The organism is Paenibacillus sp. 01T424 (assembly GCF_056398745.1).
Genome location: NZ_JBFTPZ010000028.1, coordinates 66,720 through 91,919 on the forward strand (window position 1 = coordinate 66,720; position 25,200 = coordinate 91,919).

Below are 25,200 nucleotides of genomic sequence, written 5' to 3' on the forward strand. Positions count from 1 at the left end.
AAAACCATCAAAATTGGATGAAAACGGGGTTGGAGTTTCCTTTCCAATCGGAGTATAATTCACTTCGGTAGAAAGAAAAGGGGAGTTGCACACATGCCGGTAGGCTTGCTGTATTCAATTGGGTTCATAATCGCTCTTGTTCTAGCCATTGCGATGACGCCGCTTGTTAAGAAATTTGCTTTCAAAGTAGGCGCAATAGACAAACCAAATCACCGCAAGGTACACACGCGCATTATGCCGCGTCTTGGCGGTCTAGCTATTTATATTGCATTCGTTGGCGCATTCTTTATTTTATCGCCATTTATACCAGACGGCTTGCTCCGTCCGCAAGATTCCAATATGATCAACGCGCTGCTAGTCGGCGGTACAATGATTATTATTTTAGGTGCTTTCGATGACCGCTTCGAGCTTTCAGCTAAAGTGAAGCTGCTCGGTCAAATCGCGGCGGCATGCGTAGTCGTATTCGTCTTCGACGTAAAGATCGACTTGCTGAACATTCCGTTCGGTGAAACGATGCAGCCAATTGCCGGATGGATCAGCATTCCACTTACGATTCTCTGGATCGTCGGTGTAACGAATGCAATTAATCTGATCGACGGCTTGGACGGGCTTGCTGCCGGCGTGTCAGGCATCGCGATTGCAACGATTGTTGTGATGGCATCGCTGATGGGCTTCCAACCAGTTATCCTGTTGAGCACATTGCTGCTGGGCGGAATTGTCGGCTTTCTCGTTTTCAACTTTCATCCCGCAAAAATATTTATGGGCGACTCGGGCTCGCTGTTTCTCGGCTTCAGTCTAGCAACGCTTTCGATGCTTGGCTTCAAGCAGGTAACGATGGTATCGTTTGTAACACCGCTGCTCATTATCGGCGTTCCGCTTTCGGATACCTTCTTTGCAATCGTTCGCCGCTGGGTAAACAAGAAACCGATATTTGCTCCAGACAAAGGGCATTTGCACCATCGTCTGCGCGACCTTGGCTTCAGCCACCGTCGTACCGTACTTATCATTTGGGGAGTAGCTGCTATATTCGGCGGACTCGCAATCGTGCAATCGGCTGTCGTACAGTCGAGCGCGGCGAATTGGATCACTTTTGCCGTCATATGTATGCTAATGTTTTTCTTGCAGATCGGGGCAGAAGTAACCGGTATCGTGGACAAAACACGCAGGCCGCTTATTAATTTCCTAGCTCGAATGAGACTTCGACTCAAGCTGGATGCTGAATCCCGTTCCAAATAAATAAGAGCTCTGAATCCTTTAACGGAATCAGGGCTCTTTTTTTGTTGAAAATCGACCAAATAGCTAAAAAATTGGGAGCCAAAAGCCGATAACAACTGTACAGAACTTTTCTGCGGTCAGAGCGCCTAACTGCAATTGCTTCAAAGCTGACTAAAGAGGAAAAGGGAGGAAGATTTATTCAAAGGTAAGCCGCATAGTCGTCAGGCCATTTATCATTCAAATACCCATGCTCGTCATATACATAAAGGAGGAACATTGTTTTGAAAAGATTACTATCATTAGCGCTAACGCTGGCACTGTTGATTACATTGTTGCCGCCGTTCGGAGCTTCACAAACGGTAACAGCTGCAACAGGAAGCTTCAGCTTTCCGACGGAAAAGGAACTATCTACGGAAGCAAGAGTCACAACCGATCCGCGTTTTACATTGAATGGATCAATCACTGGTGTAGATCCTACTTCGGTTTCTTACAGTATTGTTCAAGTTATTAATAACAAAGGCACTGCTGACCCTACAGATGACGATCTTGGCTCCAAACGTGAGAACATAACGAGCAATATTTATATTAGCGGATTTAATATTCAGGTATATAACGTAGAATTATTTCCTGGCTTGAACCGCATTACGTTCAGAGGTATTCAAGGCGGCGGCGAAGTAACAAGCTCGATCTATATTGAGTATCACAACGGGCCTGTATTTTACGATTTAGTTGCCCAATTAGACGGTAACAAATTTGCAATTGAAGAAGTTGGAACAACGGTTGTGCATTCAACGACTTCCGCTGGCAGACAATCCGCTGATATCAGTATTACTGGTTTCGCTCCAAATGCGCAGCAGGTAACGGTGGATGTGAACGGGAGCAGCAAAACCTATTCGGTTAACAGCTCCAACAATTATCAGTTTGCCGCTTCTCCGATTACGGTGAACAAAGGAAAAAACTTGGTTACTATTAAAGTGAAAAACGCGAATCAGACAGTTGAGACAACACGCGAGATCGCTTTTTATAACGGACAAGTGACCTTTTTAGATGTGAATCTTAATGGTAAAAATGGTGCGGTTGATACGGCGGAGCCTTTAGAGTACAATCCAAACCTACTAGTTACGGATTTGAATTCAGCAAGTGTCACAGGAAGAATTATCGTGCCTAACTTCTTAAAGGATGATGACGGCAACGGCAAGCTTGATCCACATCCTAATCCAAGCAATGACATACCTATTGAATATACGATTACGCAAAATGGAGACAGCACCTTTAAGTTAATTCAACCAGCAACTGCTACTGCTAGTCCAGTAGGAACCTATTCGGGACAGGAAGCATTCTTTATTTATCAATTTACTCGTCCAATTGGAACGGATCATACAGGAAAGCTGGATTATAATAAGGTCTATAACATTCAATTAACGGCAAAAAATGCAAAAACAGAGTCGCTCGGCCAAAATGGCAGTGAAGGTACGGGGCTAATGAGTTTCTCGCTTCGTAACGGAGCGGCTCAGTTCATCGACAATATTAATTATTTAAATGGTTACAAAACAGGCTCAGGTGAATCACTCACAGGTACTCCGCTTGAAGGAGCCAATATTTATAGTGTCCCTTTAGCGATGGAAGTGTTGGTTGGTAATGCAGACGTAACGAAGACTGCTGATCTAGTTTCAGTTACAGGAATCAAAAATGTTTCCAATGCGGCTGCACCAAGTAGCTATAAATTCGATGATGTAAGCAATATCAAAAATGTATCGAGTGATTTGATCAATAAATTTGTAAATATTAATGGAAAAGTATATAAGCGTGAAATTCTTGTGTTTCACAAACTCCCATTTGAAGGTACTCAAACGGTAACGCTTAATGTTGGCGGCGTTAACGGTGTTGGTGGTGTGACGAAAGATGTTAAGTTTACAATGCTCTTCGGACCTTATGTAAGCTATACAAGTGTATTTGATAATATGACAGTATATGATGACACGAACAAGCTGCAATCTGAACGGATCACAGCGGCTATTTCAGGCGCTTTGAGTGACTTTAAAGGTATTATGAACAATATTAATAATACTTCTGAGGTTCGTTACACTTTTCAATCAAATGAAGCTCAAACAGTATTTTTCTATGTGAATAACACGCCGATTCAGCTACAGCAGCAAGCGGGCAAACCTGTAACTAATTTTGAAATTGTTCCAGGCCAAAGGACAAATGCATTCAATGCGTTGTTTAGCGGCGAGAATGAGATCAAATTCGTTTTCCAAGGAAGTAAGAACTCTTATGAGAAAAAGATCAAATTGTATTTGATTCCAACAAACCTACCGGTTATACCAGTAGAAGGAACAAGTATTTATCCTTACAGCAGCAAATATACGGAACCAGTTCCGAATGATCCAAACTTCGTGAAGCGCGGCGCAATTTTCACGACTAACGAAGCGAACATGAATATTTTTGGTACATTCGATTTTATCGATCTGATAGCCACTGGCAGCACGAACACGGATATTTTGGCTAATATTCAAGCTAATATTAAATTGATGAAAGATAGTACAGAACTTACAGATCCAGATAAATACATTTTGAAGATTGAGAGCAGCTCACTTAAAACGCCAATTCGCTGGAATTTGAGCAATGAGTTAGTCATTATGAAGGGCGCAACAGTTCTAGGTAAAGTTAATGAAAGTACGACCAACAATATTGCTAACCTAGCTGTACGTTATGATATAGACACCAAGACGTTCTCTTTTGTATTAAATTCACAAGCTCTAAATCCTGACGGCAGTTCGAGTGTGTATACTTTCACAGCATACAACAATGGAGAGACTGGTCCTAAAGCTTCTTATCGTCTTGAAGTGGATCCAACCTCGCTTCCATATACGATTTTGCGTCCGATTTTGCCAAATAAAGCGATCGTAAACCAAAATTTCATTGAGGTTATTATTGATGCTCCAGGTGCAAGCTCGGTTACCATCAACAAGCAAATTGCTGAGAAAATTGATTATGATTCGGATAATAATCCAGCAACTATTGAAGAGCTTTATAAAAACACCTATCGTGTTTATGTAAATAAGCTAAAAGTCGGTAAAAACAAAATTGACTTTATTATTTCAAGTGCAAATGATAAGGTGCAAAGCAGCATTGAGATAACGTATGCTCCAACGAATATTCCGGGCGCTCAATTCATGGAGCCAATGGATAGCAGTCACAAAATTTTTGACGGAGCGCTTTCGTTAAAATTCGAAAAGGGTACAACGTTGATCCGTACAGATTTTAACGTGCCTGCAAATCTAAAGAACCAAGTATTTAGTGGTCATAATTTATTGTTTGCAATTGCCAATCCAGAGGATGGGGTTGTTGATCGCCGTGAATTAGAAGCGTGGCCGCCGAATTTTAATATTATTATGGAAAGCTTCGGGACAAGATTCAGATTGTCTTACCCGACAAGGTTTACAAAGGCAAGCCCAGTTTACTGGATTGATGCAGGTTTGGCAGATGATCCTGCTACGGGTGCATACGATCCTTTGAAAATGGGTGTAGACCCTTATCAATTCCCGAATGCTAAGGGCACGGGCGGAACAAAGATTCCTACTTATGATGATCGCCCTGACAATCGCGAGTTGGTAACTTCTAAGACGGGAACCTTGACGCTTGGATTTGATCCGAACATGAAGGACAGCATTGGAACGATTATCACCGTTTATCGTTACGATGTTAAAGCAAAGTATTGGGAAAATATTGGCGGTAAAGTAGATGTGAAGAAAAACACAATTACGGTTCCGTTCAATAAATTTGGTTATTATGTAGTTGGTAAAATGGTTTATTCCTATACCGATATGACGTCACATCCGTATGCTAGAAACTTCCTTGAAGCGATTTATGCCAAAGGAATTATGAATGCAGCAGGTTTTGATGATTTTGGCTCCAACATTTATATTTCTCGCGGTGAATTTGCAAGAATGATGGTTAAGGCACTCGATATTCCGCTAAACTATGAGCTTAGCAAGCCGCATTTTGATGATGTACCAGCCATCGTTAATCCAGATGCATTATGGGATTATAGATATGTAGAGACAGCAGCGAGGGAAGGTATCATACGAGGCACGGGTCCACGTACGTTCCAGCCAAGCGCTGCTCTGACTAGGGAAGAGGCATCTGTTATTATTGCAAGAGCACTGGACATGAAACTAGCTACTGATTCCTCGAAGATCGATAAAGATCTTGAGAAAACATTTAAAGATGCTGGCAACGTCAATTTCTATGCGAAAAGTTCTGTACTTGCTATTGCAAAGAAAAAATATATTCTCGGATCTCCTGTAGATCCAAGCAATCCAAAAGGTGGTTCAGTGTTTGAACCGCGTTCGAATTTGTTGCGCTCTGATGCTGCGATTATCGTAGCTCGAATTTTGGCGGATTTAGGTAAGCTTCCTAAAATCGGTTAAAAATAAAAGTTAGAAAAATCTGGTCGCAGGATTTTTTCTGCGGCCATTTTTTTTACGGCATCAAAGCATTTGCATCCCATGAGAAACTTTATCCATGGAAAATGTTTAGCATCGACGAGCTCTATGAAAACAAGCTATACTAACAAAGCAGGGAGTAGATTACAGTTAGATGTACATAATTAAGAAAAAACGGAAAAAGAAAAAACTTTTAAAGTTTTTTTAAGAACATCGCAACTTTTCATTGTCACGTGCGTTTAAATACATGACGTTGTAACAAACACATGATTTGATGCGCGAGACCTACTCATGCTGGAAACAAATTGGAATGAATTCTCAACTTCCTCTTTACGGTACGACCTGCCCATTGTATAATGTTAAAGTGGTGCCGTGACTCTAGCAATGTTCTCGCATTTTTTACAAGTTTCTACGACATGATTTTACAAATGGGTTTATCATGATTGTAGACATCATTTATATCAAATCTGTGCTCAACTCTGGAAAGGGGGTGAATCGGCTATGAGGGAAAAGAGCAATTCACTATTTAAACAAAACTCTCAACAACCGCACGTATTTAGAGGAGGAGAAATAAAGGTTATGAAGAAAAAAATAGCAGCATTTGTGCTAGCTACTGCGCTAGTACTACCATTATCAGTTCCAGCTTTTGCAGCAACACCATCTGATGTTGTTGGCAAACCGGTACAATCAGCAGTTGAAGAACTAACTGCACTAGGAATCATTGCAGGTTATGAAGATGGTACATTTAAACCAGACAACACAATTACTCGCGCTGAATTGGCAAAAGTAATCGTTATCGGTTCTGGTAACGAAGGCGCAGCTAAATTGATGCAAAATGTTAAACCAACGTTCAAAGATGTTAAAGCAAACGTTTGGTACACAGGCTACATCAACGCAGCTGCAACTAAAGGTTTCATCTTGGGTGACGCAGGTACTAAAAACTTCCGTCCAAGTGATGCAGTTAAGTTTGAAGAAGTTGTTGCGGTATTGGTTCGTTCCCTTGGTTACCAAGAGAAGAAGTTGTCAGGCGTATGGCCTTATAACTACCTATTGAAAGCACAAGACCTTGGCTTGTTCAACAACGTTGATCTTAACGTTGGTGCAAAAGCACTTCGTGGTGTTGTAGCTCAATTGACTTCTAACACACTTAATGCAAAATTGGTATCATACAATGTTGATGGTAACGAAGTTCTTTCTTCGAACACATTGATTTCAAAATTGGGCAACACTTCATCCGCTGAATTGCTTAGTGATGCAGTTGTTGACGGTAAAGTAACACTTCGTTGGGTTACTGGTAAAGACAAAGATGATAAAGACATCGTTAAATATGAAGGCGTTGCAGTAGCATCGAACTTTATCGTAACGGGTAACAAATCTTTGGTTGATTTGCTTGGTAACAACGTAACAGTTGTTAAAGGCAAAGACGGTAAAGTACTTGCAATTACTGATGCTCAATCTTCTGATACTGTACTGAAAGGTACATTCGTTAAAGAAGATGCTGGCAAAATTACAATTAAAGTTGGATCTAAAGAAGAAACTAAATCTACTGTTGGCAAAAGCGTTTACTTTGTGAATGGCGAAGTTAAAACTGCTTTCTCTGCAAGCGTAGGCGATGATGTTACTCTATTCTTGGATGGTAACGACGTTCGCGTTGCAACATCTGAGAAATGGGCTGCTAAAGATTCTCTTGTAACACTAGTTGAAGAGAAAAACAGCTACCGCGATGCAAAAGTAACTTACAGCAACGGTACGTCACTTGTTTCTGCAAATGCTTCTGTAACACTTGATGGTAAAGTCGCAAAAGTAACGGATCTTAAGAAAGACGATGTAATCAGCGTAGTTGAAAAAACTAACGATCAAGCTACTAAAGTAGTTGCTGTACGTAGCACTACAAAATCGTTCTTGATGCAATTGATGCAAAAATTCTTGAAAACGAGCAAATCGTTGACAGAGTAAAAGTAACTTACTTCGATATCAAAGCTAACAAAAACGAAATTAAATACACTACAGCGCCACTTGCAACTTTCACAGCTGTGAAAGAACAAGTATCTGTGCTTGCATTCGACGGTGCGAAATTGATTGGTCTTGCAAAAGACGAAGTTAAAACTGACGTTAAAGGCGCAGGAATTAAAGTTGCGAGTGTTACTGCAGCTCAAGTAAACCTTGATGGCAATGTATCTTTCGTAATCGATGCTAACACTGTAGTTGTTGATGCAACTAAATTGGGTGCTACTAACCTTGATGATCGTAAACTTGCTGTAGGTACACTTGCACAAGTAACTAAAGGTGATTTGGTTTATGTTCATGCAAAAGGTGCTACTGCATCATACATCGTAATCAAAAAGGATACTGATGCATCTGCAACAGTTCAACCTACTTTGAACGGTTTGTTCGTAAGTGCATCGATCAACCAATCTACTACTACTTCTTCAACTTACTCAGCTGTTGTTAAAGTAGCTGGCGTTGATAAAGATGTTAAAATTACAGGCGATGTATACAATTTAATTAAAGGCAAAGCTGTTAACAGTGCAATTAAATTGGAAGATACTGCTGACACTAGCGTTGAGTACGACGTTGCTACTTCAGTAACTGTTGATCTTTCAACAATTACAATTGCTGATAACCAAGCAGCTAATACTTTCGCTAGCAACAACGGTAGCTTTATTGTCACTGGAAACACTACAGTATATGTTATCTCTGCTGATAACAAAAGCGTAAATGTTGGTGGATTCACTGATGTTTCCGAGCAAAAAGGTAGTGTTCCAAATACTAAAGTAGCGAGCATCACAGTACTTGAATCCGGTACTTCATTCAACGGTTTCAAAGAAGCTGCTGTAGTTATCGTAAAACTTAAGTAATTTAAGTAGCAAGCTTTAGTAAAAAGGTTGAGAGTCAAACTCTCAACCTTTTTTTTGTTCATTTAGAGTTCATAAAAGTAAATTATAATAAAAACGAAACTTATTGGAAGTTGTTTGCGTCTAGATATACATACCATAAGATACGGAGTGAAATGAAAATGCAAATGCGCTTGAGAAGAATAACCACATTCATATCTCTTTTTCTCGCAATCGTTTTATTGGCCAATACGGTACCTTCAGTTAACGCAGCACCTGCAGCACCCAATGTATTTAAGAAAGTAAGTATAAGTAAAGCATCATATATTCAATTAACGGATGCAAATTTAATTCCAAGTTCTAATGGTGCGACAGCTAGCTTTACATTTACTATTTATAACGGAGATAGTGCTGCAATTAACTTAGTTGACTATTGGGCAAGGTTGAAAACAACAGGTGGGACGAAATATACGCTTTCTTTGCTTGAATCCGATAAGAAAAAAAGAGCACTCCCTAAGTCGACTACGACATTGACATATTATAGTGAGGTTGGAGCTAAAATTACACTTGATCAACTAGTAGTCAATGTAACGAAATTTGATTTTAGTGTTGCTGGATATGAGAGAACAATTGCACAGTATACCTTTCCTAAAGGTTTTAATAATTATGTGAAAGCGGGCGGTTACAAGGGAGCTTTAGTAAATAATACATTAGTGAATTTTCGAATTGATCAAATTAATGTAACAAAATCCGCTAAGAATTATAACTTTAATCTTACATATGTTGCACGTAATACAGGGAAGTATGGCGTAGCTTTACCGCAATACAATTATTATGCTCAAACTGCAAAGGGTTTGTATAAGTTGTCATTAAGAAATAAAACAGATGAGACTTTGGTTTTGGAACCGAGTGTTCTCAATGCCGTTCAATTAACAGGTACTATTCCCCTATCAGTAGCAACAAATGGCTGGAAATTAATTATTACAAATAATGTTGGAGTAGAAACAAATAAAATTGAGTTACCAGTTCTGATTTTTGATACACCATTCAAAATAACTACTACTACTTCGACTTCAACTAAAACAACATTCACAAACAACGATGGAACTTATGAAGTAGAATTGAATTCAGTTCAGCGATTCCCTTGGAACAATAATGATAATATTATTGCTAATTTGGTTGTGAAAAATAATGGTTCAGTTTATCTGCCATTACCAGATTTGAGTGGGATGCTCATTGTTGATGATAATATAAAAATTGAAGGAAAAGGACTTAAAAAAATCGGTGATATAGGTTTAGCACCAGGTGCTTCTACTACTATCAGTTATGTTGGGACTATTCCTTATAATTACAATTGGAGCAAGTTTAAAATAAAGCTATCTCAAAAGACTGGAGAAGTTGTTTCAGAAATTGGGGAATTAACAAAATCAACTTTAGTTCCAATTAAGCAAGTTGATGTTGATTCTATATTTACACAACAGGATAACGGTGCACCTTTTAGTGCTCTTATAAAAGAAGTAAAAACTTATACTGGGGAAAAAACAGATGTTTATACTGTATATATGGATTTGACAAATAAGCAAATGCGTAATGGTTCATTACCAACATTAGCTGGTTACTTCAAAACAACTGATGGGAATTTATATGAAGCAAAAATCATAAAATCAACAAATAGTATAAAATCGGAAAAGAAAGACCAATTAATAGTTTGGACTGAATTACCGGATAATGTTGATCGTGTAGGAATGCAGCTAATTATGGGTGAAGCATTTGATGAAAAAGGATTACTTCAAGGAACAGGTACAGCAATTGGATATTTACGAGCTGCACAGTTTGCTTTGCCTGAAGAGAAGGTTGCTAGCAATAACTTCAAAGATATAAAAGTAGGACCATATACAATTGACATGAACTATTTTAATGTATGGTTAAATGGTTCTCGAATGGATATTAAAGTTGGTGCTAATGTAACAAAGGATTTGAGTTATGATGGATATACGCAATCAAAATTCACTTTCGAAATTGTACATGAAGCAACCAAACAAATTCTTTTTTCACAATTAATTGATTTAGAAGGTAAAGCGGAAAATAGTTTGAGATGGAAATTAGGTTCCAATTACAATGCTATTAACAAAGAAATGGGTGACACTCTTTTCTGGAATGAATATCAATTAAATGTTTATGAGACAATTAATGATAACAGGAAGAAATTAGCAACTTTGCCGATTACTTTTTCAACTACAACTAACTGGCTAGACGGCAACCACTAACAAATAAAAACTGGTTTCTCCTACTTAAATCTAGTATCTTTATAGGAGATGAGAGATAGAGAGGAGACTTCCAAAAGTGAAGAAAAAGGTAATACGCGGTTTAGTTGCAGTTGTTTTAGTAGGAGCAGGCGTGTGGGTCGGCGTAAACTTTGCATCACCGCTTGAAGCGGAATCAAATGCGCTGACTCCGGGCTCTGTAGAAGATCCTGTTGTCACCAAAAGCTATGTGGATGAACAACTCGCCAAGTTAGGCGGTGGCACTCCTGGAGGCGGTACGACGACGCCTGTCGCGGACACCGCGCTAGAAGTTGTCACAGTGCCAGCTGGCAAGACGCTAATGGCTGGCCAAGGCACAGAGGTCATTGTACGTGTAGGCAAGGCAATTGCCTATAGCTCTGACGCAAGCGGTATAGCTGATCTAACTGGCGGCACGGATTTAACTAAAGGGAAAGCTGTTCCAACCAACCATTTATTGCTTTTCCCACGTGAGGGCCGCGGCATATTGCCAGATCCTAATCAAAAGAATGGCTTGACGGTATTGGTTAAAGGGAAATACAGCTTGCAATAATATGGATGGATGTTCAACATTTTACCCGAAATGACAATAGATTATACGCTTTAAAGAAGATGAAAGGATGCACAATACAATTGTGTTCCTACATTCTTTGGAGGTGTCATTTATGAGTCGTTCGAATAAAGTAGTAGTACCAACAAGTAAAGCAGCATTAAATCAACTGAAATATGAAATTGCTGCAGAATTTGGTTTAACCTCAGGCGGCTATACAAGCGAAGGAGCGGACACTGAGTTTGCTGGCGAACTAGGGGCATCCTCTGGAGCCGGAGGCCACAGCGTACACTGGTCAGCATTATCGACGAGGCAAGCTGGTTCAGTGGGCGGAGAGATCACCAAAAGGCTGATAGCTCAAGCAGAATCAGTGCTTGGCGGTTATCAATAATTATTGGAAATTCCGGCGTCCATTGACACAAAGCGACATTTTCGGTATCATACTGTTTTAGAAGAGTTGTAAAACAACCTTTTCCTACGGGAAAAGGTTCATTTTTTGTGTAGAATGTCCGCACTTATTAATATTAAGGTTGTAGGAGGTTGATACGGATGTCGGTTAAAGGACGCCATTTGTTTACATCAGAATCAGTTACTGAAGGCCATCCGGATAAGATTTGTGATCAAATATCCGATGCTGTCTTAGATGCATTTCTAGAAGCAGATCCATACGCGCGTGTAGCTTGTGAGGTTTCTGTAGCAACAGGTCTTGTACTTGTTATTGGTGAAATTAGCAGCCGTGCTGATTTTATTGATATTTCTTCAATTGCGCGCCGTACGATTAAAGAAATCGGTTATACACGTGCTAAATACGGCTTTGACTCCAGTACATGCGCAGTATTGACTTCGCTCAATGAGCAGTCCGCTGACATTGCGCAAGGCGTTAACGCTGCGCTTGAAACTCGTGATGGCAAAGATATGAAGCAAGAAAACGAAGATATCGGTGCAGGCGATCAAGGTCTAATGTTTGGTTTTGCTACAAACGAAACACCTGAGCTTATGCCGCTTCCCATTGCGCTATCTCACCGTATCGCTCGCCGCTTGTCTGAAGTACGTAAAAACGAGACGCTTGCTTACCTTCGTCCAGACGGTAAAACGCAAGTTACAATTGAATACGCAGACGGTAAACCTGTTCGCGTAGATACCATTGTCGTTTCTACACAACATGCGGAAGAAATCACGCTTGAGCAAATCCAAAAAGATATTCTTGAGCATGTTATTAAGCCGGTGGTTCCAGTGGAATGGCTTGATGCTGATACAAAATACTTCATTAACCCAACTGGCCGCTTCGTAATTGGCGGACCTCAAGGTGATGCTGGTCTAACTGGTCGTAAAATTATCGTTGACACGTATGGCGGCTACGCTCGTCATGGCGGCGGCGCATTCTCCGGCAAGGATCCTACAAAAGTTGACCGTTCAGCAGCTTATGCTGCCCGTTATGTAGCTAAGAACATCGTGGCTGCAGGACTTGCAGACAAATGCGAAATCCAACTGGCTTACGCAATTGGTGTTGCTCAACCGGTATCAATTAACGTAGATACGTATGGAACAGGCAAAATTGGTGAAGATAAACTTGTTGATATCATCACTAGCAACTTTGACCTTCGTCCTGCAGGCATTATCAAAATGCTTGATCTACGTCGCCCAATTTACAGACAAACAGCTGCTTATGGTCACTTCGGCCGTACAGATGTTGATCTTCCTTGGGAACGCGTTGATAAAGCGGAGAAGCTTAAAGCAGACGCTGGCGTTCAAAGCGGAGTTTAAGATTCGATATACAATATAAAAGCCTTTATAGGCTAAAAAAGCTGTCCACAAAGTAGTATGACTACTTCATGGACGGCTTTTTTGTTATACATTCGGTACAAAAAAGTAGTTTAACCTAAATTTTTCATGCTTAGAAACCGACAAATAAGGTACGAGTGTAATTTTTTGAGGAGTGAATTGAAATGAATCGAACGAGCAAGCTATCTTCGTTTATCGCTGTTATGCTGTTGCTCCAATTAAGCTTAGCAGGCTGGTCATCGGCCCCGCAGCAAGCGGCAGCGGCGGCTTCTGGTCCCGTCGTACTTAGTTTAAGCCCAGCCGACGATCTAATTAACGTATCGATCTCCGCTGATTTAAAGATGACCTTTGATGAAAATGTAAGCAAAGGCTCTAGTTCAACGTCTATTAATATTTATGACTATGCAACAAGCAATTTGGTAGAGAGTATACCTCTATCGTCTAATCGAATTACTATTGATTCATCGCAGCGTGTCGTGACAATAGATCCGTCTAATAATTTTGCTTTAAACACGAATTATTACATATTGGTAGATGCCGGTGCTTTTGTTAACCAATCCAATGGTGTTGGTTATACCGGTATAAAAAGTGCAAGCAGCTGGAATTTCCGAACCGTTGCTGAAGTAGATGTAACCAGGCCTTCTCATACAGGCTTGTCGCCATCGGTCGCTCCAATTGCGGTGACTACACCGATTACCATTTCATTTAATGAGCCTGTTTATGTTGCAAGTGGCAACATACAAATTAGCTCGGTCGAGGACAGCCGTACCATTGCTGTTACATCTAACGCGGTAAGAGGAAGCGGAACGAACCTAATCGTTATTCAACCTCCTGCTGCGCTGCAGCCTAATACAGCATACACCGTTACAATTCCAGATACTGCATTTCAAGATGCGGCGGGGAACCTTTATTACGGCACATCATGGGTTTTTACAACGGACGCAGCACCGGTTAACGTAGCTGCACCATTTGTTCCGGCAGATAATGCTACCTCTGTTCCGGTCAACTCAGAGCTGTTCATCACTTTTGATAAAGCTATACAAGCACGTGCGGACAAATATATTGAAATACGCAGAATTAGCAATAATACTACTTTTGAGCGTTTTAGTGCCCTTTCTTCGAGAATTACAGTAACCAAAAATCAAGTGAAAATAACTCCAAGCTCTAACTTTGAACCGAATACAGCTTATTATGTATTAATTGATGCTGGAGCCTTCACCCAGACAGATCCGAATGGATCTCAATGGTATCACGGTATTGCTGGAGCATCCGTTTGGAATTTTAGTACAGACCCGGGCTATGAAACCACTCCGCCTCTTGCAACAGAATTATTGCCGGTAGCGAATGGATCTATCACCAGCTTAAATTCTTTACTCAAAATTAATTTTAATGAACCGGTCTTCCCAAGCAGCGGAGTCATTGAAATAAGAGAAACTGCAACAGGATCTTTGTTCCGTACTATTCCAATTACTTCGGAACGCGTGACTGGCGGCGGTACCTATCAGATAACGATAGACCCCAATAAAGCGATAAACGGAGAGTCTGAGAAAGCTTTCGTAAACAATACGAAATACTATGTAATGATCGGCAATCGCGCTATTCGTGATGCAGCAGGAAATCATTTTGCCGGAATATCCTCATCGACGTATTGGTCTTTTACGGTTTCTCAAGATACGGTAAGACCAACGCTTTCTTTATTGAACCCGCTTAACAATGCGGTTTCAGTAGGGCTAAATCAAGCTTTTACAGCAACGTTTAGCGAACCGATAAAAAAGGGTGCAACGGGTTCAATCCTATTTAACCCTATTGGAGACAAATCACTGCAGCCGATCCCGGCAAACTATTATGTTGATGGCAACAATAATAATGTGTTAGTCATAGCGCCAACACAGCCATTTACTGCAAAAACTTCATATTATGTAACGATTGATGCGAGTGCAGTAACCGATTTGGCCGGCAATAGTTTTGCTGGAATACTAAATGAATATCAATGGACTTTTCAATCATTTGGTTCTGATACGACAGCTCCTACATTAAGCAAGCTCGAGTGGAGCGGATCAACGATTACGATGACCTATAATGAAGATCTGAATGTGCACGCGGTACCTTCGACAGGAAGTTTTTATGCGACAGTTAACGGGGCGCCTCGTTCTGTTGTCGGTGTTCAAGTTCGCGGAGAAACAGTCATTATAACGTTATCGAGCCCTATTGTGGCCGGACAAGTGGTGAAGCTCTCTTATTCCAAAGCAGCAGTTAGCCCAATTCAAGATACTTCAGGAAATGAAGCGATTAGTATTGCAAATCAGGACGTATCAGGTGCTAAGGATGTCTCTGCCCCAACCATTGTAAGCGGGAATGCTTCGGGTACAGCGATTACTTTATCTTTTAACAAGGATCTAGCGACTGTGAACAGCTACGCCTATTTGCAATTTACGGTTAATGCGGGCGGAGTGAATTACAGTACAACTTCGATTTCAAGCACAGGCGGCAATATTTTGTTAACGATTAATGGCTCGATACAAAATTACCAGAACGTCTATGTGACCTATGCTCCGGGCACGTATCCCATTCGTGATACGGCAGGCAACTATTTGGCAGCATTTAATAACTACAGCCTCTATAGTACGCCAGACACAGGTACACCTAATCTTCAGTCCATTAGCGTGAGCAGTAATATCGTTACACTCAACTATAATAAAAGTTTAAATCCACAAAGCGTTCCAACAGTGGGGCAATTTTATGTACTGGTAGATAATATTGCACGCTCTGTTATTCAGGTTCGAATTTCTGGAAGCACAGTTTTATTAACCCTTTCATCAGCAGTAACAGGAAGCCAGATTACGGCAGTTTCTTATTTGGCATCCGTAACGTTAATAACAGATCTTGCCGGCAATGCTGCACCTTCGTTTAACAATGTAACCACTGGTGGAGGAGGCAGCGGAGGGCAAAATGGCAACATTTATGGCGTCATTGCAAAAGGCTCTACGCTTACGATTAATTTTGCAGAATCATTAAATACAAGCTACGTGCCTTCTACTGTTCAGTTTGCTGTTAACGCAAGTAATTCTGTTAAATCGATATCGAGGGTAGATGTTAGCGGATCGTCCGTTATACTAACGTTAACCTCTCCTTTTGCCATAGGAGAGACGGTTTCAGTAACATACTATTCAACTGCGTCAGGGCTTCGAACAAACAGCGGTTCAACGATCAATAGCTTTACGAACATAAACGCTGCGAACCAAACGACGATACTTGATGGGTTATCAGGTGACTTTGAAACGTCTGATGGCGGCGGCATCGGCTTGAAAACAACGGCAGCGACGACAATGTTCGACGTATCGCCTGCTGGTGTTCAAGCCAACCGATATACCTTATCGAATGAGAAGCTCCTTACAGCTTTCCAGACGGCACGCTCTGCTGGCTTAACAAGTCCGCGTGTAGCCTTTAAAGTGCCAGCATCAGAGAGAGCTGCTATTGTAGCTGTTCCAATCAATGCGCTTGACGCAGCGTATCGCTTGAATTCGAACTCGATATTTGCTGTTCAATATGGAGATGTCACTTATGAGCTGCAATTAAATGCAGCAGATTATATGAAAATCAATACGTTACTTAACGGTAATAGCGCGACTGGTCAATTAATCATTCGCATTGACCAAGGGTTATCAACGCTAACTGGAAGTATCAGCACAAAAATTAATAGCTCAAATACGAGCTTGCTTGCAGGTCCTTATCATTTTGATATTAATGCTGTGAGTGGGTCGATTCAAAAGCCATTCAATGATTTTAGCGGTTATGTTTCAAGAACAATCCAGACGTATCAAAATGCAGATTTTAAAAATACTGCCGTAGTATGGTTCGATCCAACAACCGGAGGGCTCTCCTATGTTCCGACCGAGCTTACGACAAGCGGTGGGAAGACGACTGCAACTTTTAAAAGAAAAGGAAACAGCGCTTATGCGCTTGTTAGCAATTCATCCAGCTTCTCCGATCTATCGAAGCATTGGGCAGCTTCTGCTATCCATATCATGTCGCGCAAATTTATCGTGGAAGGGCGCTCGGCAACGAAGTTTGAACCAGAGAAGGCTATTACACGAGGTGAATTTGCGACCTATATCGCCAAAGGGCTTGGCCTCAGCAGCGACAGGAGTGCAGCAGCTAAGTTCAAGGATGTAAATGCGAACACAGCGATGGGGGCGTATATTGGAGCCGCCTCAGCAGCTGGTATCGTCGCTGGCAATACGGACGGCACCTTCAAGCCAAACAACCCGATTACACGTCAGGAAATGGCCGTTATGATGATTAGAGCAGCGAAGGTGGCTGGTCTAACGGTGCAGCTGCCAGAATCGGCCGCAACTTATCTCAAGAAGTATACGGATCGAGGCAAGGTTGGCGCTTGGGCGCAGACAGATATGGCGAAATCAGTGTATATTGGTGTGATTAGCGGTAAAACAGCAACAACATTGAGTCCGCAAACCAATGCAACTCGCGCAGAAGGAACGGTTATGCTTCTTCGTTTGCTGCAGAAGGTGAAATTTCTTTCGTCATAATAAATGAACCAAAGAAGAGCAGCTCGCCCAAACGGCGAGCTGCTCTTTTTATGTCATTCATTTCCACGATGTACATAGCTGATATCTATCACCCTTTAGAAAGCGATAGCAGTCTTCTATCATGCGTAACTTTTCTACTACTCTTGTAGTCTATAACTAATAGATTAATGGATGGGAGAGTTGTAAATCTAATGAGTAAGTTTCAAAAAATCATAGATCGGCAGTCAGAAGGCATAGGAAAACGGGTTATAATCGTCGTATTAGGTGGAGCATTGCTAGTACAGCCTTTAGCTTCAATCTTGCCTAGCAGCTGGCAGACGGCAGTCATTCAATCAGCAGAGGCTGCTGCCGACCCTACGCTTAAGCTGTCACAGCAATCATTTATAACAGCAGGTGCCAAGCGCCTTGACTATGTATTCCAAACGACACGAGGCAGCTCCAAGGTGCAAACCGATGTGCATGTCATTGAAATCGATCTTACAAATCCCTACGTATCCATAAATGCGATGAGTGGAAAAAATAATAGCATAGGTCAATTAAATACGATACTTAATATGACAAAAGAAAACGGAGCCGTAGCTGGCATTAATGCAGACGTATTCGTAATGGGTAATGAGGGTGCCCCGCTTGGCGGGCAAATCGCAAGCGGCATGTTTATGTCGAGTCCTGCAAAGCTGAAGGGGATGTACGCATTCTCGGTTTCTAAAGACCGCAAACCTATGATTGATAACTATAGCTTCAATGGCCTAGTAACGGCAGCAGACGGCTCTACCTTCCCGCTGGAAGGGCTTAACCAATCTGCATATATTCCGGAGACAACGGGCTCTAATTATAGCCATGTTAATATGATGTATATCTATACAAGTGCTTGGGGCGGTACAGAACGCCCGAAAAACTCAGGCTCCACGCCTACCGAAGTATTAGTTCGCAATGGCGTAATTGAGGAGATTTCAATCGATAAAGCAATCGCAGGTCAAGCACCTGCTGATGGATACATACTCCGGTCACATGGCCTTGCAGCTAATTATGTGAAGGAGCATTTACAGGTTGGGCAAACGATCAATGCAGATTATGCGCTCGTTTCGCAAACGACGGGAGCGAAGGTTGATCCGAACACATTTGAAATGATGGCAGGCGGTCATACATTGTTAGTCAATGCGGGCGCAGTAGCTCCATTCTCACGCGATATTACAGGAGTAAGCGGCTCTTCCTATACTTCTCGTTCAGCGGTCGGTTATTCACAGGATGGCACTAAAGTATATCTCATCACGAGTGAGCGCAGCGGCGGGAATACGGGTGTAAACTTGAAGGAGCTTCAGCAAATTATGCTGCAGCTAGGCGTATATAAAGGCGTCAATCTGGATGGCGGCGGTTCTACAACGATGATCGAGCGTCCACTGGGAACGAATGATTTGAAGCTGTCGCATCCTACGCAATACGGCACCACCCAAAGAAGTGTTGCAAACGGCATAGGCGTATTCACAACTGCTCCAGCAGGTTCGTTGAAAGGCATTTCTGTGAGCGGCGCTAATGTTATGTTTATCGGTCAAAAATCGTCGTATTCATTAAAAGGCTATGACACGTACTATAACCCGTTTGAAGTAGACAATTCAGCTGCCGTATGGAGTACCGAGAAAGCCATTGGCACGTTCAAAGGCAATGAATTCACTGCCACAAAGGCGGGTAAAACGAATCTCACTGTGAAATCAGGAGCGATCTCTACCAAACAAGAAATTGAAGTGATTGGACAGGATCAAATTGCATCGCTCTCCATTGATACGAATGCAGGTGTGCTCGCAAAAGGAGCAACGATTTCTGTTCCGCTTACTGTAAAGCTGAAAAACGGAAGTTCATATAAGCTTAGCGCGGACTCCGTGAAGTGGGAGTTTGTTGGGTTTACCGCATCTAGAAACGGCGATAATCTAACTGTGCAGTCGGTTAACGCAGGTACAAGCACCGGGTATGCCATTGCTCGTTATGATGGTTTTCCGACAATGATTCCATTCACACAAGGGGAAGCAGTGAGCACCTTTGAGGATTTTGAAAAATCAACCTATCCCATTACATCACAGGTCACGCCTGCGACAACGACAGGAAGCGTAAGCTTGGTATCCGATTTCCAAGGACAAGCTTCTTCGAAAGCATTAAAGCTGGATTATGATTTCACAAACGGCACTGGAACTAAAGCATCGTATGTAGTATTTAATACAAACGGTCGCGCGATTGAGGGTTCACCTACTTCCATGACGGTTGATCTTTATGGCGATAACAGCCTGAACTGGGTGCGCGCAGAGTTCATTGATGCGGATGGCAAAGCACATCTTATCGATCTTGCAAAACAGCTTGATTGGAGCGGCTGGAAGAATGTGAAGATGAATTTATCCTCTGCAGGGATGAAATTCCCTGTTAAACTAAAAAGAATTTACGTTGTGACGATCGCCGAAGGGCAGGATGAGCGTTCTGCAACAGGTTCTATTGGACTAGATAATATGAAGCTGCAATATCCGCCTTCCGTAACGGTTGATTCACAAACTAAGGTCGTAATGACTGTAGGCAAATCTGCTGCAACGGTTAATGGAAAAGCGATTACGCTTGATTCAGCACCCATCGTTTTGAATGGAACAACATTTGTACCTGTCCGGTTTGTATCCGATGCCATGGGAGCGAAGCTGTTATTTGACGGAAAAACGGGACAAGTCACCGTTCTTCGCGGCAATAAGCTGATGGAAATGACACTCGGCAAAAAGGATCTTATTTTAAATGGCGCTCTGCAATCGTCAGATATTACGCCTATCGTTCGTAATAATCGGACGCTCATTCCGGTCCGTTTATTTTCAGAGAAACTAGGCCTAAAGGTCGGGTATGACGGGAAAGCGAAAAAGATTACCATCGATTAACGATGGACGAAATATATCCAATCTGTGGTATGATAGAGTAGATTAACCTTTAATATAGAAAGGTTGCCGATCTACAGTGGACCACCTTACAGTCGATATAAATCGAGTTATTAAAAACGCAATCGAAGTGATGGAAGACAGCAAATACCAGATTTATGAAATATGTGAATCCGCGCGCACGGAGCTAGAATCACTCGAGCAGGAGCTTGAAATTGTCCTTCAAGAAACGGTGAAGACAATTGACAAGGTTGACCAGCTGGAGCAAGACTATCGCCGTGCGCGTATAAGGCTGACAGAAGTGAGCCGAGATTTCGTACGCTACAAGGAAGATGACATTAAGTCTGCCTATGAGAAGGCTACACAAATCCAGCTGGATTTGATGGTGTACCGCGAGAAGGAATCCTACTTGAAAGCACGTCGAGATGATTTGCAAAAACGTGTTCGAAATGTAGAAAATTCAATCGAGCGTGCTGAAACGATTGCTTCGCAAATAAATGTCGTACTTGAATATTTATCGGGTGATCTTAATCAGGTTACTCGTATTCTTGAGTCTGCCAAAACCAGGCAGCTGCTGGGATTGAAAATTATTTTGGCGCAAGAGGAAGAGCGTAAACGGATCGCTCGAGAAATCCATGATGGTCCCGCGCAATCACTCGCAAATATCGTTCTTCGAACAGAAATTGCAGAACGTATGCTAATCAAGCAGGAATTTGTGATGGTGCAGGAAGAATTAGTAGATTTAAAAGGACAAGTGCGCTCCGGCCTTGAGGAAATTCGCAAAATTATATTTAATTTGCGCCCGATGGCGTTGGATGATTTGGGACTTGTGCCGACTCTTCGTAAATTCACACAGGATTTTGAAGAGAAAACAAAAATACATACCATATTCGAGCTTATAGGTAAAGAAACTCGGATGCCCTCTGCAATGGAAGCGGCGATATACCGCTTAGTTCAGGAAGCTTTTACCAATGCATTAAAACATGCGAGCGCTTCACATGTAATGCTCGAGATTAACTATCAGCCACAGCATATTTCACTCGTAATTCAAGACAACGGCGTTGGATTTAACAGCGATTTAATCGAGCAGGATGCTACTCGAAACGCACATTTTGGATTGGTAGGGATGAGAGAACGCATTGAGCTAATAGAGGGAAGGATGGATATAGACTCAAATCCCGGTAGAGGGACGAAAATTATAATAGATATACCTACTACTGCCGAATCTAGAAAGGAGTAAGATGATGATGATCCAAAGAGCTGCAAGCAATGTGAATACAATCAAAATTTTACTTGCGGATGACCACCAGCTGTTTCGTGAAGGACTTAAGCGGATTCTAAATATGGAAGACGATCTTGAAGTTATCGGCGAATGTGGTGACGGCATTCAAGTTTTGGAGTTTTGCAATCATACCATTCCTGAGATTGTCCTGATGGATATTAATATGCCTATAGAGAACGGTGTCGTGACGACTGAACGATTAAAAAGTATGTTTCCTGATGTTAAGGTTATCATTTTATCTATCCACGACGATGAGAGCTATGTATTCGAAACCCTTCGTAAAGGGGCTACGGGTTACCTTCTGAAGGATATGGAGGCAGAATCGCTAATTAACGCCATTCGTTCCGTTGTCCAAGGTCATGCCTATATCCATCCTAAAGTGACAGGTAAGCTTATTAACCAGCTTCGCCGTATGACGTATTTGGATGAGATGGGAATTGTCTCAGGTGCTGCAGCTGCTCAGGAACCGGGAGTTAAGTTCGTTGCTGGCGATGAAAGCCCATTAACACGCCGTGAGGCAGAGGTGTTAAGGCTTATGGCAGAGGGCAAGAGCAATAAGCTTATTGGAGAGTTTTTATTCATTAGCGAAAAGACGGTTAAAAACCATGTGAGCAGCATTTTGCAAAAGATGGAAGTTGATGACCGTACGCAAGCTGTTATCCAATCGATCAAATATGGATGGGTTACCCTGTAGTAGCCTTTTTGATCATTACTTACATATCGAGCAAACCCCCGTATCGGTTGATACGGGGGTTTTTGTTTGCATAAAAGGTTGCCTTGCGATGGTTGTGTAAAAGAAAAACACTCCTAAGCTGTATAAAACCAGCCTAAGAGTGCGTGGTGAAACATATAATCTTAACTATTTTCTTTGTTTTTGTCTGCGAAGAGAAATGAATCCCGCTGAAAGGGCAAATGCCCCGATGAGATAATAAGGAACCGGACTGCTTTCGCCTGTTTTTGGCAGAGTAGCAAGCGGGACTTGATCTTCATCTACAGCAACAACAGGATCGATTGGCGGCTCGCCTTCTCCACCTTCAGTAACTCCTCCAACAGGTGGATCTTCATCATCAATTTCAACAATAGGTGTTGCTTCAGGTGATGATGTAGGTGTTGTCGTTACTGTAGTTGTTGCAGTAGGCGTGTTGTTAGGCGTGATCACAGGTGTGGAAGGTGGTGTATTGTTAGGTGTACTCTCAGGTGTAGGAGTTGGTGTAGCTGTAGGCGTGCTCTCAGGTGTAGGAGTTGGTGTAGCTGTAGGTGTGCTCTCAGGTGTAGGAGTTGGTGTAGCTGTAGGCGTGCTCTCAGGTGTAGGAGTTGGTGTAGCTGTAGGCGTGCTCTCAGGTGTAGAAGTTGGAGTAGCAGTAGGTGTCGATGACGGTGTTGGAGTAGGCGTAGAGCAGGTTTCGCCTTCATTCACAAGCGAAAGCTCTTTCTCCTTGCCCCAATGGATCTTCAGCGTATTAGGTACAGCTTGTGGATCAGTTGGGTTGACGAGCTCCGTATTCGTTGAAAAGCTTACGGAACCTTTTCCAGGTATTACGCCGTTTCCTGTTTGAGTGGAATTCGGAATTTCCCATGAATAAGAAACCTCGATGTCACTCTCGTTGCTTACTTTCCATGTTCTTGTTTTATTTGGATCGGCGGAGCAGGCTGTTTCAAGTTTGAGCTTAGCCGTATTGATAACTGCTTTTTGCACAGAGTTATCTGTGGTTACTACGATCTGCTGGGTAGCCACTAAATCGGTGGTAAAGCCATCTAAGGTTAATTCTTTTAGTGTATAGGTACCGATAGGCAATTCGTTGAATTGCAAAATACCGTCACTATTGGTAACACCGCTTTTGACTAATTTACCGTCTTTCCAAAGCTCGAAGGTAATGCCTGCATGTGGAGCGCCCTCGACATCATTTAAATGTTTATTGATGATGATACTACCCGTACAGCTGTTCGAAAGCTTTAGATTCCATGCTAAAATTTTGTCACCATGAGCGCCGGGACCTAATGTCTTAATTAAATCTCCGCTATAGATATCTAATTGATAAGGCAAGCATCTTGGAATGTTAATCGTAACGGAGTAAGTACCTGCTTTTGGATATATAATAGACTGTCCCTCAAAAAATGTTTGCTTGTTGTATGGAATGGTTGTATCGCCGGGTCCAGGTGCCCAGTCAGCAGGGCCTTCATAGCCGGAGAAGCTGACTCTAACACAATCTTTTAACGTCTGGAACGTAGCGGTAGCTGTTCCGTTATTATTGACTACGATATTGGAATGCGTGGCAATGACATCCTTGCGATCCGATGAGTACTGTGGACAGCTATTCTCATCTACGAGTGCTGCAGCATTCGTACCTTGATTGCTATCACCTTCGGCCATGGCAATGGAACTAAGCGACAACGAAAAAATTAATAACAGAGCCAGGGCTAAACTGATTTTTTTCCTAAAATAACGCATCTTTCACTCTCCTCTTAGATACGTAGTGGGGTTCCAAGAGGGCCGGTTACACTACTAGCTCCATATAATCCAAGTGTCCAATTGTAGATTATACTTCATCGCTTCCCTAGTTATTTTGATTGTGAAAATCCACTCTCCCTTTCTATATGCGTGCACCGGTTAGATATGCATGCTTTCATATTAAAATGATAACATGTATTGGAAATTGCTCAAGGGTGTTTCTTTGTCAGAAAATGACTAATAATCATCATAAAGCAGAATATATTTTTGGCATAACACACATTTTGTCACCTTGTCCCTTGATTGCGGAACCAGTGGGCTCTTCATGGCATATAGTGTCACAAAGAGGAGGTGGCCGCCATGTTTGAACTTCTACTTCTTGTTATTGGCTGTTATGCTTTGGCTGCATTGTCGGTGCATCTGGCGTATCGAATTTGGCGAGGGCGCCAGCAATCCAGCAAGCATTATGTGCTCGTAGCTGACGTTCAGCAAAACAATATGGAATGGTATGTACGTTCGCTGTTTTCTTTCTCTCGGCGAATGGGGAAAAATGTTCGTTTGACGATCGTAGATCAAGGGGTTACAGAGGAGACACTGGCTATTGTTGAACGATTAGCTAGAAGGGGCGATGAGGTCAGGATTCACTCTAATGGATCTAATCCGTTGTCTGGAAGCGAAGACGGTAAGCGCTCTCAAACAGAGGGTGTGGATGGAACTCAGCTGCTGTGGCTGCTTCAAGCAGAAGGAGTTGTGTCGCTTTCTGATCATGCGGTGCTAATTGATTTGCAAAATCCGACAGATTTGTCGAAAATGCCATTTTAGTATATACTCTACGGTAATGAAATAGTCGGAGTGAAGCACACTCAATAACGCAAATGCGTTGTTGGGTGTGCTTTTTTTTGTTTACCGTGCTTGCC

Annotated in this window: 14 protein-coding genes and 1 riboswitch; of the genes, 13 read left to right on the forward strand and 1 reads right to left on the reverse strand. The window is 42.0% G+C overall.

The annotated features are described in order from the left end of the window. The first annotated feature begins 93 nt into the window (after window positions 1–93). The 12 genes from AC1DPK_RS20865 (at window position 94) to AC1DPK_RS20920 (ending at window position 22,528) form a co-directional block, all read left to right on the forward strand. Window positions 94–1,236 (forward strand): glycosyltransferase family 4 protein, encoded by a 1,143-nt coding sequence (locus tag AC1DPK_RS20865; protein ID WP_339205378.1) that lies wholly within the window; start codon window positions 94–96, stop codon window positions 1,234–1,236. A gap of 260 nt (window positions 1,237–1,496) precedes the next feature. Next, on the forward strand, window positions 1,497–5,648 hold the full coding sequence (locus AC1DPK_RS20870; RefSeq protein ID WP_477511498.1) for an S-layer homology domain-containing protein: 4,152 nt from the start codon (window positions 1,497–1,499) through the stop codon (window positions 5,646–5,648). Between the two features lie 516 nt (window positions 5,649–6,164). Further along, window positions 6,165–7,619 (forward strand): S-layer homology domain-containing protein, encoded by a 1,455-nt coding sequence (locus AC1DPK_RS20875; protein ID WP_477511499.1) that lies wholly within the window; start codon window positions 6,165–6,167, stop codon window positions 7,617–7,619. Window positions 7,620–7,696: 77 nt separating this feature from the next. Next, entirely contained in the window at window positions 7,697–8,521 is an 825-nt protein-coding gene (locus AC1DPK_RS20880) for a hypothetical protein (RefSeq protein WP_477511500.1), read from the forward strand. 158 nt (window positions 8,522–8,679) lie between these two features. Continuing rightward, the gene (locus AC1DPK_RS20885; protein ID WP_477511501.1) at window positions 8,680–10,764 is read left to right on the forward strand and encodes a hypothetical protein; all 2,085 of its coding nucleotides are present in this window, start codon (window positions 8,680–8,682) and stop codon (window positions 10,762–10,764) included. 76 nt (window positions 10,765–10,840) lie between these two features. Beyond that, complete coding sequence (locus tag AC1DPK_RS20890; RefSeq protein WP_076266210.1) at window positions 10,841–11,332, forward strand: hypothetical protein; 492 nt, start codon at window positions 10,841–10,843, stop codon at window positions 11,330–11,332. Window positions 11,333–11,444: 112 nt separating this feature from the next. After that, window positions 11,445–11,720, forward strand: coding sequence for a small, acid-soluble spore protein, alpha/beta type (locus tag AC1DPK_RS20895; RefSeq protein WP_477511502.1), 276 nt, complete (start codon window positions 11,445–11,447; stop codon window positions 11,718–11,720). Between the two features lie 158 nt (window positions 11,721–11,878). Continuing rightward, window positions 11,879–13,093 carry a methionine adenosyltransferase gene (gene metK / locus AC1DPK_RS20900; protein ID WP_430056938.1) on the forward strand — a complete coding sequence of 405 codons (1,215 nt, stop codon included), beginning with the start codon at window positions 11,879–11,881 and terminating at the stop codon, window positions 13,091–13,093. A 182-nt stretch (window positions 13,094–13,275) separates the two neighbouring features. Next, a complete protein-coding gene (locus AC1DPK_RS20905) occupies window positions 13,276–17,658 on the forward strand; it encodes an Ig-like domain-containing protein (protein WP_477511503.1) in 4,383 nt (1,460 codons plus the stop codon). Window positions 17,659–17,849: 191 nt separating this feature from the next. Continuing rightward, entirely contained in the window at window positions 17,850–20,555 is a 2,706-nt protein-coding gene (locus AC1DPK_RS20910) for a stalk domain-containing protein (RefSeq protein WP_477511504.1), read from the forward strand. Window positions 20,556–20,631: 76 nt separating this feature from the next. Then, window positions 20,632–21,792, forward strand: a complete 1,161-nt coding sequence (locus AC1DPK_RS20915; protein ID WP_076266205.1) for a sensor histidine kinase — start codon at window positions 20,632–20,634, stop codon at window positions 21,790–21,792. 7 nt (window positions 21,793–21,799) lie between these two features. Further along, window positions 21,800–22,528, forward strand: coding sequence for a response regulator (locus AC1DPK_RS20920; RefSeq protein ID WP_076266609.1), 729 nt, complete (start codon window positions 21,800–21,802; stop codon window positions 22,526–22,528). Window positions 22,529–22,693: 165 nt separating this feature from the next. Here the strand turns inward: AC1DPK_RS20920 and AC1DPK_RS20925 are convergent, their stop codons facing one another. Beyond that, window positions 22,694–24,283, reverse strand: a complete 1,590-nt coding sequence (locus tag AC1DPK_RS20925) for a SpaA isopeptide-forming pilin-related protein (protein WP_477511505.1) — start codon at window positions 24,281–24,283, stop codon at window positions 22,694–22,696. Window positions 24,284–24,314: 31 nt separating this feature from the next. Next, a riboswitch (cyclic di-GMP riboswitch) is annotated at window positions 24,315–24,398 on the reverse strand. 245 nt (window positions 24,399–24,643) lie between these two features. Between AC1DPK_RS20925 and AC1DPK_RS20930 the strand changes: the two genes are divergently transcribed. Further along, window positions 24,644–25,105 (forward strand): hypothetical protein, encoded by a 462-nt coding sequence (locus AC1DPK_RS20930; RefSeq protein WP_339205367.1) that lies wholly within the window; start codon window positions 24,644–24,646, stop codon window positions 25,103–25,105. Window positions 25,106–25,200 lie beyond the last annotated feature (95 nt).